We start from the raw sequence: 14,274 nt of genomic DNA, 5'->3' as shown, positions 1-14,274 counted from the left end.
TAACAAGCTGAAAATTCAGCGGCTAAATTTTTCAATTCTTCGACTGATAATCCAATGATTGCTTTACATAAACGATTATCTCGTAACAGCCGCTCTTTGTTGATCATTTCAAACCTTTATTCTCTAAGTTAAACCTCTTTTTATTCTCAATAGCGTGACAAAAAATGCAAGTCTCTATTCAGCAACTAGTTTATTGAGAAAACCTTGCCGCCGGCCATTGCCGGTATTGCGTTTTAATGGTCCAGAGATAATACCTAAATCACGATGACCTCGTTCGATAAGATAACGCCCGGCAAGATAGCCACCATAAACAGCATTATCAATGATGACATCGGTAAAATCACCATGGGCTTGCCCCCAATCCATCACCACCATTGGAATATTGCGGTATCCCTCTAACATCTGGAGTAACTGGTTGGGGTATTCTGAGCACATGACAAGTAAACCATCGACCCGTTTTTGCGCTAACATTTGTAAATAGGCTTGTTGCTTATTTAAGTTGTTGTGCGAATTGCACAGGATCAATGTATATCCTTGACTAAAACAGTTGTTTTCGACTGATTCAATGACTTCTGCAAAGTAAGGGGCTTCATTAGATGTGGCTAATAAGCCAATGGATTTAGTATGATTAACTTTCAAACTACGAGCAACTGCACTGGGAGAGTAATTAAGTGTTTTAATGGCTGCCCTGACGATCGTTTTTGTCTCTTCGGCGACAAAACGGGTATTGTTAATTACATGTGATACGGTGGTAGTTGAGACACCTGCAAGCTTTGCCACATCCTTAATTGTTGCCATGATTATAAAGACTCCTGACCCATTCCCAATTCCTTTACTATTGTTTAAAAATTACTGTTATTGATCTATAAAAATAGATAATTAAGTTATCAGTAAACTGATCATTTTGTCTGATTTGCAGTAAAAACAAAAGTATTAATCAATCTTTACTAGATGATATAATAGAAAATAGCTTTTATTGTTGTATGATATTATGACATTTAATGATTTTTCATTAATTAATTTATGACTAAGACAGTGAGAATAGTGAGGTGAGGTTATGGATACCGATTTTAAGTATGGTTTATGTACAGCGATAGTTGCATTATTAATGATCGTATCGTTTGTTTCTTTTATTTTATGAGCATCATATTGGCTTAACTGTCTGCATTTTATCGCTACAATATTTTGTCTTAAGCAGTATCATGGACAGCAGGCTGCACTACTGGCAGCCTATAGTCTAATAAGGGATTACATTTTTTCTACCGTTTCAATCCCTAATGTGTCTAAACCAATTTTTAAAGTTTTTTGCGTCAGTAATGCCAGTTTTAATCGACTTTCCTTTGATGCGTTATTTTCTGCACCTAAAATTGGGCAATGTTCATAAAAACTAGAAAATAAACCTGCCAGATCATATAAATAAGCACACATAATATGGGGTAAACCGTCGCGAGCAACGGTTAGTATTGTTTCTTCGAATTGTAATAAACGAGTCGCTAGGGCTTGTTCATACTGATTTGCTAAAATCACCGGCTCGCTTAGTGCTGTTGGATTAATATTAGCCCGTTTAAAAATGGAGGCCACACGGGTATAAGCATATTGCATATAAGGCGAGGTATTACCTTCAAACGCTAACATATTGTCCCAGTCAAAAATATAATCAGTGGTACGATTTTTCGATAGATCGGCATATTTTACTGCACCAATACCCACCGCCTGACTAATCGATTGTAACTCGTTTTCTGGCATAGCTGGATTTTTTTGCCGGATAAGATCACTGGCACGCTCAATTGCCTCATCAAGTAAATCGGCAAGTCGGATCGTTCCGCCGGCTCGAGTTTTAAAAGGTTTACCTTCTTTACCTAGCATCATACCGAACATATGATGCTCTAATGACATTGTAACGGGAATATAGCCGGCTTTACGCACAATAGCCCAAGCTTGCATTAGATGTTGATGTTGTCGTGAATCTATATAATATAGCACCCGATCAGCGTGTAATATTTCATGACGATATTTAGCGCAGGCAATATCTGTTGTCGTATAAAGATAACCACCATCTTTTTTCTGGATGATAACCCCCATGGCATCACCGTCTTTATTCTTAAATTCATCCAGATAGACAACCATAGCACCATCACTTTTAACGGCTAACTTTTTAGCTGTTAAATCAGCGACAATATCAGGCAGCATATTATTATATAAGCTTTCACCCATCACATCGTCTTCCGTCAGTGTGACATTTAAACGATGATAGGTATGTTGATTTTGCGCCATGGTAATATCAACCAATTTGCGCCACATTTTCCGACAATATTCATCACCAGATTGTAGTTTAACCACATAATTACGTGCAAGTTCAGCAAAATTTTCATCTTCATCATAATGTTTTTTAGCTTCACGATAGAAAGTCTCAAGATCAGCTAAAGCCATATCGGTAGCATTTTCTTGTTGAACTTTTTCCAAGTACGCAATTAGCATACCGAACTGGGTACCCCAATCGCCGATATGGTTAGCACGTATTACTTTATGACCTAAAAACTCTAATGTACGAGCAACAGCATCGCCAATGATAGTAGAACGTAAATGACCAACATGCATCTGCTTTGCTACATTTGGAGCGGAATAGTCAATAATGACGGTTTGTGGCGTAACGGTGTTAATTGCCAATTTGTCATGTTGCAAGGTAAGTTCAATTTGTTCGGCTATCCATTGCTTATCAAGAAAAATATTAATAAAACCGGGTCCTGCTATTTCAACTTTACTGGCAATATTTTCCAGATTTAGTAGCGGCAGCATTTTTTCAGCTAATTGACGTGGAGGAATGCCGATTTTTTTAGCTGCAGACATGACACCATTAGCTTGGTAATCACCGAATTGGGCTTTTGTTGAAGGGCGGATATGAGCCTCACTACCTATAGGGGCCCCTGCGGCAATTAATGCATCACTAATTTTTTCTGAAAGAAGAGCCTTAATATTCACCTGATTACCTTAATGATGAAGATAGCTGTCGTATTCAACTTAGTCAGATACAGCTATGAGGATCGTGATAAAAATAGCTGGCTTTATACCATAATTAGCTATTCACATGCTACTATCAACTATTTGATCGATAACTCTATTGTAAAAATAATATCAGATAGGATCGCTTTTTATCATCTTGCTAAGTGACAATAGAAGATTTTTGATTTATCTAACTTTAAAAAATTACACGGTTGCAAAAATTGCAATTTTGATTAGAAATATTAATTTAAAAAAAGGGCTGAAGACGTTCAGGTGTCCACGTTGCATGCTGTCTATGGGCTTCAGGCATATGTTCTGTTCGAGTGCTGTAGCCATAAGTCCTGCAGCGGGGATGGACTGCAACTTCCTGCTCTTTATTAAATAATCTGACTAACTCGCCGGAAACTCGAGCTTCTAATTGTACTCCGAGAAGCGTATATGGAACCGAGTAATAATGGTTATCAATCTGAACATGATAATCTTTATGGACTCTAACTTTCTTTAACAGAGTGAAGCTGTAATGGGCTTTTGGTAGTGGTTTTAACACAGGGGCGTCTAACTGAACAAAAAGCTCAGCTCTAGAGTAACTCATTTTTTGCATCTTTTTGGTATTTAGCCTTTTCAATAAAACCTGGATGTGTTGATTGAGTGAAGCAAGACTATAGAAGTGTTCGTGACGAAGTCGGGCCATAATCCAACGTTCAACAAGCTGCACGCCGACTTCAGCCTTAGGTTTATCTTTTGGCTTACGAGGACGGGCTGGCATGACGGCAACATTGTAATGCTCAAGCATTTGTTGGTAAGTCGGGTTGATGTCAGGATCATATTTACAAGCTCGTGAAGTTGCACTTTTCAGGTTATCAGGCACCACAATCTCAGGTACACCCCCAAGCGATTGAAAACAGCGAACATGGCTCATTACCCAGTCCTCAAGCTGCTGAGACCACGTTGCTTCTGCCCATGTATAGTTTGATGCGCCAAGAACAGCAACAAAGAGCTGTGCTGTTCTTGTTTCGCCAGTATTGGGATTAATGATATTGATAGTGGGACCACAATAATCAACAAAGAGTTTTTCACCGGCTTTATGAACTTGCCTCATTGATGGGTTTGTGGTTTTTAACCATTCACGATAAAGACGACAATAATGGTTGTAACTATAAAAACTCCCTGGGTATTGTTCTGCATATTCCTCCCAGAGCAGTTGTAATGTCACTATTTTGTTACGTAATTCTTTATGTACTTCTGCCCAATCAGGTAAAGAATGTTTTTTCATCTTCACTTTAGTCTGGCTAAATGCCTTTCGTAAGGAAGATGGGTCCCATTCTGTGGGTAAAGGCCATTGTTTTATCCCCAGCTGAGCTGCCCGATTAGCATATCGTGATACAGCAGATGGCGATATCGATAAGCTACGAGCTATCTGGCGATGACTGAGCTTGGCTCCATATTTAAGTCTAAGTATTTCTTTTAGTTTTCTCATTGAAATAGGTACTGTTGGCATAGGTATTCTCTACCCTCATATGGCAAAGAATACAGTTCAACACACCTGTGATAATTAGAATAACATTGATGGAGATCACCGAATAACAAAATGGGCCAAAAGTGATCTCCATCGATGTTATTAGCTGATCTCCATCAATGTTATTGGGTGATCTGCATGCATGGTAATATGCACAAGTTATGTTAATGTTTCCGATTGTCGTTAATGAGATAGCCGGCTCACCGACAGCTATTAAATGGATGTATGCCATTGAAGCCATTATCTCTTTAACTTTACTTTATCCCATCGCACGTTGGAGTGAAAAGCATTTTCGCCCCGAGCAACGGTTAATGACCGGTTTACTTCTGATGAGCTTGGCCATGCTTCCTATTGGTTTTACCCATTCACTGACGCTACTTTTTGCCCTGATTAGTCTGTTTTATTTAGGTACCATCACTGCTGAGCCAGCACGTGAAACATTGAGCGCATCACTGGCAGATCCTCATGCTCGGGGCAGTTATATGGGTTTTAGCCGATTAGGCCATGCCTTAGGTGGTGCAATAGGTTTTATCGGTGGTGGCTGGCTATATGATATCGGACATCGGTGGGGTTTACCGGCTCTACCTTGGCATCTGTTAACCATAATAGGATTATTAACCTTATGGGCTTTATACCAACAATTTAATCAGCAGAAAAAAACTATCATTTATAACGATGAATAGTTGTGTACAATCTTGCTATCAAAATTACAGGAGAAAAACAAAACATGAAGCACTTTTTTGTCGGAGCACTATTGTTACTATCTGGAGTGATAGCCGGATGCGATCAATTAACCGAATTCAGTATTAGTGAAGATACCATTAATAACTATCTCAGCAAACATACCCACTATAGTAAAAAAATAGGTATTGCCGGACTTGCTGATGCTAGTATCGATCTAGCTAATCTTGCTACTCAAATAGGTCGCACCGAACCGAATAAAATTACCCTAACGGGAGTAGCTAAAATTAAGCTTGAAACACTATTAGGTTCAACACATGCAGAAGTCTCTTTAGCTATCACTTCACTGCCCTATTTTGACGTAGCTACCGGTGCTATATATTTAAAAGAATTGACAATCTCTGATCAAAAAATTACACCGGAAAAAATGGCCAGTACAATTACCACAATACTGCCGATTGTTAATAACTCCTTAAAAGCCTATTTTAAAAAAAATCCTGTCTATTTATTGCAACCAGAAAAAAGTAAAGCAGAAGCATTGGCCAAGAAAATCGCTAAAGGACTTGAAGTCAAACCGGGTAAGTTAGTTATTCCATTAGTAGAATAAATGACTTAGTAGTCAATAGGAAATAACAGGCGCCATGTACTCGCCTGTTAGATTTAAAGAATAAGTTACAGCGTCACTAATTGTCAGCCAGCTCCTCGCGCAATGCAACTAAAGCTTCACGCGTTATCATAACGAGAGTAGGATAAAAATCACTCACTACATGGGTTTCCACTTGGCTAAAAAATGATTCACTCGCAGGTAAAATAAACTGATCAAATAATTGAATTTGTGTTAATAGCGGATCCTGCGCTGCATTATCTTCCAACCAAGATGCTGCCAATAATAAAGCAGCAAAACGATCAGCTTTTTCCGCTGATAGTGGTATTCCATTTGCCACTAAAAATTCATTAACTGCCGTTGCTGATATTTCACTATATTGACTAATACCGTTAGCAATAGCTGAGGTAGGATCAAGAAACAATTGCTCAAAATCTTTAATTACTAACGCTAAATCCTGGCTACTAGCGGCTAATTGCGTTAATAATTCATCTTGTTCTAAAGGCCAAGACAATTTCAATTGATTTTGACTAATCAATTCAAATAAAGGTTTAGTAACGGGATCCTCTGGGGAACGATTAAATAATGTTCCTAATATTCGGCAAATCACGGAAAATTCATTCATTATTTTTTCCAACTTATGCTATGCATTTAATAATTTTACTTATTAGTAAGGACAACAAAACCTTGACGGTAATATCGAATATATTTTCAACAGATTGTTCTTTATTTATCTTGTTAACTGCAAAAAAAGACAAAAATTGCAATATATTATTGACGGTTAGTCTGCTTTTTCCTATAATATCGCCCCATCATTCTAGTATCCTATTATATTAAAATGATAACCGGTGAAGTGTCCGAGTGGCTGAAGGAGCACACCTGGAAAGTGTGTATACGTGAAAACGTATCGAGGGTTCGAATCCCTCCCTCACCGCCATATAAAATATCTGCCAACAACTTGTTTTAGTTCCCTCCACAAACTTAAATTGCAGAGCCCTGGCCGCCATACTGACAGAGATATTGATATAACGCATTCATGCCTAACCAACGATTTGCACACCAATCTGGCGCGAGTAAAGTCGGCCGACGCGCATTGGCACAAATACGATGATAAATAATATTTTTTGGTGTGTGACGGATCATTTCTCCGGCCATTTCCACGTACTCAGTTAATTCAAGTGATAACAAACGCCCAACACGCCAAGCTTTTGCCATTATACTACCATCAACAATAAACTAGTTGCTGAATAGAGACTTGCATTTTTTGTCACGCTATTGAGAATAAAAAGAGGTTTAACTTACACGAGTTTCGCACAGGCATATAAAATTCTAAAAATGGCTTAAAAGCAATGATTAATCTGCAAGTTACTAAAAAACATAAATTTTCTTAAATTACAATAAGTTGTATTTGATTTATAAGGTTTTGACTATTTATATATCATGCTGAATTAAACTTAAAAATAGAGCGTTTTTTTATTGGTGCGAAACTCGTGTAAATAATGATCTCACTCCCTCTTGTGCTGAAAAAAACAGCAAATCTTACCGACTGTGATCCCTATTTCATACGGCCTCAGGATCTTTGAAATTCCTAGGCGTTCAAAAGGTGGGCTTTATTGATGAGTTTTGATGAGTAATAATATATTAATTATGAGTTATCAAGAGGACATTGATCATGACCCGCCGTGTAATTGGCGTAGCAGAAAGGCCGCCGTTAAGAGAAACCATTCCATTAAGTTTTCAGCATCTGTTTGCTATGTTTGGGGCGACAGTATTAGTCCCCATTTTATTTCACATCAATCCTGCAACCGTTCTATTGTTTAATGGAATTGGTACACTACTCTATTTGATCATTTGTCGAGGACGTATTCCTGCTTATCTGGGCTCAAGTTTTGCTTTTATTTCACCAGTTTTATTGTTATTACCGCTAGGTTATGAGTTAGCATTGGGCGGATTTATTATTTGTGGGCTACTTTTTTGTTTAGTCGCACTGATTGTAAAAATAGCAGGTAGAAATTGGATCAATATTATTTTCCCCCCTGCGGCAATGGGCGCGATTGTTGCGGTTATTGGTCTGGAATTAGCGCAAACGGCGGCTGGCATGGCAGGGCTTTTACCTAAAGCGGATATTCCGGTTGATTCAAGCAGTTTGATTATTTCAGTGGTGACGTTGATCGTGACCATTCTATGTTCGGTAGTTTTTCGTGGCTTTTTAGCGATTATTCCTATTTTACTTGGTGTGATTGTCGGCTATGTACTTGCATTTTTAATGGGAAAAGTGGATTTAACTCCAGTTATTACCGCTCCATGGTTTTCATTACCAACATTTTATTCTCCACGATTTGAGTGGTTTGCTATTTTGACTATTTTGCCTGCAGCGCTAGTTGTTATTGCGGAACATGTAGGTCATTTGGTTGTGACCGCGAATATTGTTGGGCGGGATTTATTAAAAGATCCTGGTTTACACCGTTCAATGTTTGCTAATGGTTTATCAACTACCATTTCAGGATTTTTTGGTTCAACACCGAATACCACCTATGGTGAAAACATCGGTGTAATGGCGATAACTAAAGTATATAGCACCTGGGTAATTGGTGGTGCGGCAATTTTAGCTATCTTGCTTTCCTGTGTTGGTAAATTAGCGGCGGCAATTCAGCTTATTCCTGTTCCTGTGATGGGGGGCGTTTCGCTATTACTTTATGGTGTTATAGCGGCATCAGGTATCCGAGTGTTAATTGATTCTCGGGTAGATTATAATAAACCACAAAATCTAATATTGACTTCCGTTATTCTGATTATTGGGGTAAGTGGTGCGACTATCCATATTGGGGCCGCTGAGTTGAAGGGGATGGCGCTTGCTACCATTATCGGTATTATTATGTCGTTGGTTTTTCGCCTGATTAATATTATTCGTCCGGAAAAAACTTATATAACTACTAAACTTGAGTCGGTAGAAACGATTAAAAAATAGCTAATTTTTACTGAAATAGTAGGTAAATTATTAGTTCCATCGGATGATATTGTTTAAGTTCATCTAATTACAACTTTTGTGTTAAGCTGTATGTGTTTTCTTATATATACAGAAAGAGGTGCTTCTGAATACGCCGTCGCAGCTTTCATTAGCTTTATCCACGCCTGATGATGAAACCTTTGCCAGTTTTATTACTGGCGAAAATGGTATTTTATTAGCGGCTATCAAATCTGCTATTAATCAATCCCATAGCAGCTATATTTATTTTTGGTCTCAGCAAGAAGGTAGTGGAAAAAGTCATTTATTACACGCTGCATGTAGTGAATTGTCACAAAAAGGCGAGGCAGTTGGTTATGTTCCTCTGGATAAACGTAGCTATTTTGTCCCTGATGTTTTAGACGGTATGGAACATTTAGCTCTGGTTTGCATTGATAATGCTCATTGTATTGCCGATGATGAAGAGTGGGAAATAGCGCTTTTTAATTTATATAATCGTATCTTGGAAAACGGCAAAAGCTGTTTATTGATAACTGGTGATAGGCCGCCTAGGTTGATTGATTTAGCATTACCTGATTTAGCATCCAGACTTGATTGGGGACAGATCTATAAACTTCATCCACTGAGTGATGAAGATAAGATCCAGGCACTGCAATTACGCGCTAAATTACGCGGTTTCGAGTTATCTGAAGAGGTTAGTCGTTTTGTATTAAAGCGTTTGGATAGGAAAACCCGCACATTATTTACTATGTTAGATGAGTTAGATCATGCTTCGATTGTTGCTCAACGTAAACTGACTATTCCCTTTGTTAAGGATATTCTTAAACTTTAATTTAAGAGGTAAACTTATTTTACCTCTTAAAGATACAAGGTTATTTAAATAGCTTTTTTACTTGTTCTGGTGAACGCCCTAGCTGAGCATGGTTATCAACGACAACGATAGGTCGCTCAATTAGTATTGGGTTATCATACATTGCTTGCAGTAAGATATCATCTGATAACGAGCTGTTAGATAAATTAAGTGTTTGATAAATTGCTTCGTTGCTTCTCATTAATTGACGCGGTTTAGTGAAATCCAGTTGTGAAAGTAAAGTTTTTAAGTTATTAATACTTGGTGGTGTTTTAAGATATTCAATAATACGTGTTTTAACCCCCATATCTTCTAAAAGCTGTAGGACTTGTCGACTTTTTGAACAACGAGGGTTATGGTAAATCGTCACTTGTTGAGACATAAGGTAATTTCCTTAGCGTTTTTGTAATTGTTTATCACGTGTTTGTAACTGGCGTAGTGTATCAATACGGGCATCATATCTTGCTTGATCATAACTACCGGTTTTTGTTAGCCGACTGGCATCGGTAAGGTATTGAATGGCAGTACCATAATTACCACGCAAAGCCATGCCTTCTGCATAAGCTGCTAACTGTTCACTACGCTTACCTTGCTTAGCTGAAACTTCTGCCAACAAAGTCCAACCATTTAAGTCATTGGGGTTATCGAAGGTGTATTTACGCAATAATTGACTGCCTTGATCATACTGATTATTAGCAATATAGGCATTTGCCAGATTAATTTGTAGGATTGGGTCATTTGGTGTTTTGATTAGTGCATTTTGTAAACGAGAAATAGCCTTTAGTGGTTGATTTAACCCTATATCTATATCGGTCATTAGATCAATAAACCAGGGATTAGCAGGTTGCTTAGCCAAAAGTAAGCGTACAATGTTGCCAGCAGCTTGATATTTTTTATCTTCATTAAGTTGTAGCGCATGACCGTAATCAGCTGCCATTCTTTCTTTAGTATCACCTTGGCTATACTGAGATAAAATTTGTTCAAGGATCGGTTTTTGCCAGTCTGTATACATGGCAAGAATGCGTACCCGAGCTAGCATAAAATCCAATGATGGTGGGAGATCCACTTTCGGATATTGATTTGAACGATTTAGTGCATCCGCTAAACGACTATCTGGTAATGGATGGGTTAATAGCATCTCAGGTGGTTTTGACATATAACGGCTCTGATCGGCTAAAATTTGCATAAAATCAGACATGGCGCGCGGATCGAATCCGGCACGACGTAAAGTCTGTATACCAATTCGGTCAGCTTCTTGCTCGTTAGATTGAGTAAAGCTTATTATACCTTGTTGCACACCAGCTAATGTTCCTGTTAGTGCCGCAATACCTGCTTGTGGATTAGCCATTACTAACAGTGCTGAACCAATGGCGCCTATCCAGGCTAATGGTGCATTCCGTTCACGATCTTCTAGCATACGGGCAAGGTGTCTTTGGGTTACATGAGAAATTTCATGGGCGATCACTGAGGCCAGCTGACTTTCATTTTGGCTATAACGAAACAGGGCAGAATGGAGAACGACGTTACCACCAAAATAAGCGTAAGCATTAATATTAGGATTATTTATCAGGTAAAAATGGAACGGGGTTTTTACTGAGTGGGCATTTTTTACTAAGCGCATGCCAAGATGATTAATATATTGATTTAACAAGGGATCGTAAATAAGTGGTGTGCTAGCACGTAATTGGCGTGTTAGTGCATCACCTATAATGATCTCTTGATCAATAGTTAGTGTACCACCTGCTGTAGTACCAATATCGGGCAAATTATCTTCAATAGCGGTATAAACAGGCTTCATAGGAACTGCTAACATTATTGTTATTACAAGAGTAATGAGTGGTTTAGTAAATTTTGTATTCATAAACCGGAAGTATCCCTTACGATTGATTATATTGTTAAATGATATTTTTTATGATAGCAAACCTTACTGGATAATCTGTCAATTGGTATAATTTCGTGGATTAAAAGACTAATTTACCACATTCAGGAGTGAATATATGCTGGAGATGTTTTTGCAATGGTATCGTCGAAGATTTTCAGATCCTCAGGTCGTTGCATTGTTTATCAGCCTGATTATCGGTTTTTGTATCATATTCTTTTTTCATGATATTTTAGCTCCTTTATTAGTTGCTATCGTGTTGGCTTATTTACTTGAATGGCCAACCCAACAACTGGGTAAGTTAGGCTTATCAAGGCTGATGGCAGCGTCCATTGTGCTGACAATATTTATGGGTATTAGTGCCATGGTTTTTTTAATTATTGTGCCCATTGTCTGGCAGCAAGGCATGAATTTATTATTTGATTTACCTTCAATGGTAAATAGCTTTAATGAATATGCCAAGGCATTGCCTGAACGTTATCCCGCTTTGGTTGATGCCGGTATTATTGATATGATAGCGGATAATTTACGCGGTCGCTTATCGACTTTAGGTGAATCTGTGGTTAAGTATTCTGTTGCATCGCTTATTGGTATTATTACCATAGCAATATATCTGGTTTTAGTACCACTAATGGTATTTTTTCTACTGAAAGATAAGACTAAAATAATCCGTGGTTTACAACGTATTTTACCCCGTGATCGGTTATTGGTCGGACAAGTTTGGCAGGAAATGAACCAACAGATCACTAACTATATCTGTGGTAAAGTTATTGAAATGGTTATTGTTGGTATCTGTACTTATATCGCGTTTGTTTTTTTAGGTTTGCGCTACTCGCTATTTTTGTCAGTACTAGTCGGTATTTCTGTCTTGATCCCCTATATTGGAGCGGTGGTGGTTACCATCCCAGTAGTTTTAGTTGCTCTTTTTCAATGGGGTATTGGACCTGACTTTTGGACTTTACTAATCGCTTATTTAATTGTTCAAGGGCTTGATGGCAATTTATTGGTGCCCATTTTATTCTCTGAAGCGGTTAATTTGCATCCGTTAGTTATTATTTTATCTGTCGTAGTATTTGGTGGGCTTTGGGGTTTTTGGGGAGTATTTTTTGCCATTCCATTGGCAACTTTAATTAAAGCCGTTATGCATGTGTGGCCGGAAGATAATCTCGTAACTGAAAAATAATTTTTTAATTGTTAATTGCCACCAAACAGGCAGGGGCAATTAACAATTGATTTTAATCACGGATGAGTATTAAGATAATTCAGTACAATTTGGTGATGATCACTGGTTTTAAATTTGTCAAATACATGTTCAACCTCACCTTTTGCATTAATCAGAAAACTGATGCGATGAATGCCATCAAACGTTTTTCCCATAAATTGCTTTGCTCCCCATACACCGAATTTTTCCGCTACCTCATGCTTGTGATCCGATAGTAATGTAAAATTTAGCATCTCTTTTTCAGTGAAACGTAATAACTTTTCTGCTTTATCAGTACTTATACCAAAAACTTCAACACCCATTTGTTTTAATTTATACATTTCGTCACGTAATCCACAAGCTTGTATTGTACAGCCGGGAGTCATTGCTTTAGGATAAAAATAAATCAAAATTCGTTGACCAAGATAATCAGATAAATTGATTATTTCGCCATCTTGGTCAGGAAGGCTAAATTGGGGGGCCTTATCACCGGCTTTCAATGGGCTCATTAGATTCTCTCCGTTTAATTCTATATGTTATTGCGGTTTGCTGATAATGCTAATTGTACATTTAATTTTGTGCACAATTGTTTAAATCTATTTTTGTTAATTCACTCATTATCACCAATAAAACTTTGGGCATTCATATAAATTTCAAGTTGTTGATCATATTTGTTTGTCGCTGGTTGTATTTTGCAACCAATTTGGCTAGGTTGAAGTTATTAGTGATAAATAAACAAGTAAATTGTTCAACTATAGCGGGGGCGACATTAACAATAACATTGGCAATTATTATTGAAAAATATTCTTTATAAACGCCAGAAGTGGTTTTTTGCATAATAGATAATAATTTTAATTCAGTATCATGCTTAAGCAACATTGCTTCTATTAAAGAAATTGATTGCCTGCTATCTGATAACTTCATAATAAAGAAGAATTGTTTGCCAAATATAGCCATACAGCTATCTTCAATATTACATTGACATTTGGTGACTAGTTGGATACCGGTATTAATCTTAGCGGGATGATCTGCAACAAGTACAATAATAATGATTGATTGTTGTTCACTATGTGGCAAGTCGTTTTCCTGATAAATTTATGATTTCTGAATACCTTATGGTAACCATAAAAAAAAGCTCCTGCCAAGATAAAAAAACAAATATATCAATATAATAAGTTTACATACTGAGTAGTGATAAAATGATATTTAATGGAATGAAATGGCCACAATTGTGCTGAATTTTTAATTTTAAAAGATTTATTTGCTGATAAAATAATAAATTGAGCGAGAAAAATAAACTGGAAATAGGATGATAATCATTATGTATTTTTCTTAAAACAGAGTGGTTATTAACACGAGTTTCGCACAAAACTAATTTGGGTACGCTAATAAAACACGGATGTGCTCAGCAATAGCATTTTTGATTACGTCCCAATTTTGTTGATAAAGGGTTATTTTTTCAGATATACGACGTTTATGTTGTTCAAACCACGCAGAAATAGCGAGAAAAATATGATTTCTTTGCGCTCGGCTCGTGCGAGCCTGACAGCGTTCAATACCACAATTTTGTTTAACTTC

General features: G+C 37.4%; 10 protein-coding genes, 1 tRNA gene and 5 pseudogenes. 6 read left to right on the top strand and 10 right to left on the bottom strand.

Annotated elements, in window-relative coordinates:
- Window positions 1–177 precede the first annotated feature (177 nt).
- From CBG25_RS19170 to istA, 3 genes and pseudogenes are all read right to left on the bottom strand, one after another.
- Window positions 178–798: pseudogene (locus tag CBG25_RS19170) on the bottom strand (LacI family DNA-binding transcriptional regulator); the annotation flags it as partial.
- A gap of 450 nt (window positions 799–1,248) precedes the next feature.
- Complete coding sequence (gene argS, locus CBG25_RS19165) at window positions 1,249–2,979, bottom strand: arginine--tRNA ligase (RefSeq protein ID WP_290608649.1); 1,731 nt, start codon at window positions 2,977–2,979, stop codon at window positions 1,249–1,251.
- A gap of 283 nt (window positions 2,980–3,262) precedes the next feature.
- A pseudogene (gene istA / locus CBG25_RS19160) lies at window positions 3,263–4,498 on the bottom strand (IS21 family transposase); the annotation flags it as partial.
- Window positions 4,499–4,671: 173 nt separating this feature from the next.
- Here istA and CBG25_RS19155 point away from each other — a divergent pair.
- A pseudogene (locus CBG25_RS19155) lies at window positions 4,672–5,199 on the top strand (MFS transporter); the annotation flags it as partial.
- Between the two features lie 44 nt (window positions 5,200–5,243).
- Window positions 5,244–5,804, top strand: coding sequence for a lipoprotein (locus tag CBG25_RS19150; protein ID WP_290608647.1), 561 nt, complete (start codon window positions 5,244–5,246; stop codon window positions 5,802–5,804).
- Between the two features lie 76 nt (window positions 5,805–5,880).
- Here the strand turns inward: CBG25_RS19150 and CBG25_RS19145 are convergent, their stop codons facing one another.
- A complete protein-coding gene (locus CBG25_RS19145) occupies window positions 5,881–6,426 on the bottom strand; it encodes a molecular chaperone (protein ID WP_290608646.1) in 546 nt (181 codons plus the stop codon).
- A 222-nt stretch (window positions 6,427–6,648) separates the two neighbouring features.
- Between CBG25_RS19145 and CBG25_RS19140 the strand changes: the two genes are divergently transcribed.
- Window positions 6,649–6,738 (top strand) — tRNA-Ser (locus CBG25_RS19140).
- Window positions 6,739–6,782: 44 nt separating this feature from the next.
- On the opposite strand, the pseudogene CBG25_RS19135 reads toward CBG25_RS19140, so the two are convergent.
- Window positions 6,783–7,034: pseudogene (locus CBG25_RS19135) on the bottom strand (TIGR01212 family radical SAM protein); the annotation flags it as partial.
- A 439-nt stretch (window positions 7,035–7,473) separates the two neighbouring features.
- Between CBG25_RS19135 and uraA the strand changes: the two are divergent.
- Together uraA and hda are read left to right on the top strand one after the other, a co-directional pair.
- Window positions 7,474–8,769: a uracil permease gene (gene uraA, locus CBG25_RS19130; protein ID WP_290608645.1), complete on the top strand. Its 1,296-nt coding sequence runs from the start codon at window positions 7,474–7,476 to the stop codon at window positions 8,767–8,769.
- A gap of 118 nt (window positions 8,770–8,887) precedes the next feature.
- On the top strand, window positions 8,888–9,598 hold the full coding sequence (gene hda, locus CBG25_RS19125; protein ID WP_290608644.1) for a DnaA inactivator Hda: 711 nt from the start codon (window positions 8,888–8,890) through the stop codon (window positions 9,596–9,598).
- A gap of 40 nt (window positions 9,599–9,638) precedes the next feature.
- Here the strand turns inward: hda and arsC are convergent, their stop codons facing one another.
- Both arsC and CBG25_RS19115 read right to left on the bottom strand, forming a co-directional pair.
- The gene (gene arsC / locus CBG25_RS19120; RefSeq protein WP_290608643.1) at window positions 9,639–9,998 is read right to left on the bottom strand and encodes an arsenate reductase (glutaredoxin); all 360 of its coding nucleotides are present in this window, start codon (window positions 9,996–9,998) and stop codon (window positions 9,639–9,641) included.
- Window positions 9,999–10,010: 12 nt separating this feature from the next.
- A complete protein-coding gene (locus CBG25_RS19115) occupies window positions 10,011–11,477 on the bottom strand; it encodes a M48 family metallopeptidase (RefSeq protein WP_290608641.1) in 1,467 nt (488 codons plus the stop codon).
- 136 nt (window positions 11,478–11,613) lie between these two features.
- On the opposite strand from CBG25_RS19115, the gene CBG25_RS19110 reads away from it, so the two are divergent.
- Window positions 11,614–12,678, top strand: coding sequence for an AI-2E family transporter (locus CBG25_RS19110; protein ID WP_290608639.1), 1,065 nt, complete (start codon window positions 11,614–11,616; stop codon window positions 12,676–12,678).
- 56 nt (window positions 12,679–12,734) lie between these two features.
- Here the strand turns inward: CBG25_RS19110 and bcp are convergent, their stop codons facing one another.
- From bcp to CBG25_RS19095, 3 genes and pseudogenes are all read right to left on the bottom strand, one after another.
- Complete coding sequence (gene bcp, locus CBG25_RS19105; protein WP_290608636.1) at window positions 12,735–13,205, bottom strand: thioredoxin-dependent thiol peroxidase; 471 nt, start codon at window positions 13,203–13,205, stop codon at window positions 12,735–12,737.
- Between the two features lie 133 nt (window positions 13,206–13,338).
- Window positions 13,339–13,773 (bottom strand): ACT domain-containing protein, encoded by a 435-nt coding sequence (locus CBG25_RS19100; protein WP_290608635.1) that lies wholly within the window; start codon window positions 13,771–13,773, stop codon window positions 13,339–13,341.
- A 294-nt stretch (window positions 13,774–14,067) separates the two neighbouring features.
- Window positions 14,068–14,274 (bottom strand): annotated as a pseudogene (locus CBG25_RS19095) (hypothetical protein); the annotation flags it as partial.

The organism is Arsenophonus sp. ENCA, from assembly GCF_002287155.1.
GTDB lineage: Bacteria > Pseudomonadota > Gammaproteobacteria > Enterobacterales > Enterobacteriaceae > Arsenophonus > Arsenophonus nilaparvatae.
The sequence above is the reverse complement of the archived record's forward strand: the minus strand, read 5'-3'. Positions and strand labels throughout refer to the sequence as shown.

Coding starts and splice junctions, on each gene's coding strand:
- arsC (WP_290608643.1), bottom strand. CDS start 9,998: ATGTCTCAACAAGTGACGATTTACCATAACCCTCGTTGTTCAAAAAGT.
- uraA (WP_290608645.1), top strand. CDS start 7,474: ATGACCCGCCGTGTAATTGGCGTAGCAGAAAGGCCGCCGTTAAGAGAA.
- bcp (WP_290608636.1), bottom strand. CDS start 13,205: ATGAGCCCATTGAAAGCCGGTGATAAGGCCCCCCAATTTAGCCTTCCT.
- CBG25_RS19115 (WP_290608641.1), bottom strand. CDS start 11,477: ATGAATACAAAATTTACTAAACCACTCATTACTCTTGTAATAACAATA.
- CBG25_RS19145 (WP_290608646.1), bottom strand. CDS start 6,426: ATGAATGAATTTTCCGTGATTTGCCGAATATTAGGAACATTATTTAAT.
- CBG25_RS19110 (WP_290608639.1), top strand. CDS start 11,614: ATGCTGGAGATGTTTTTGCAATGGTATCGTCGAAGATTTTCAGATCCT.
- CBG25_RS19150 (WP_290608647.1), top strand. CDS start 5,244: ATGAAGCACTTTTTTGTCGGAGCACTATTGTTACTATCTGGAGTGATA.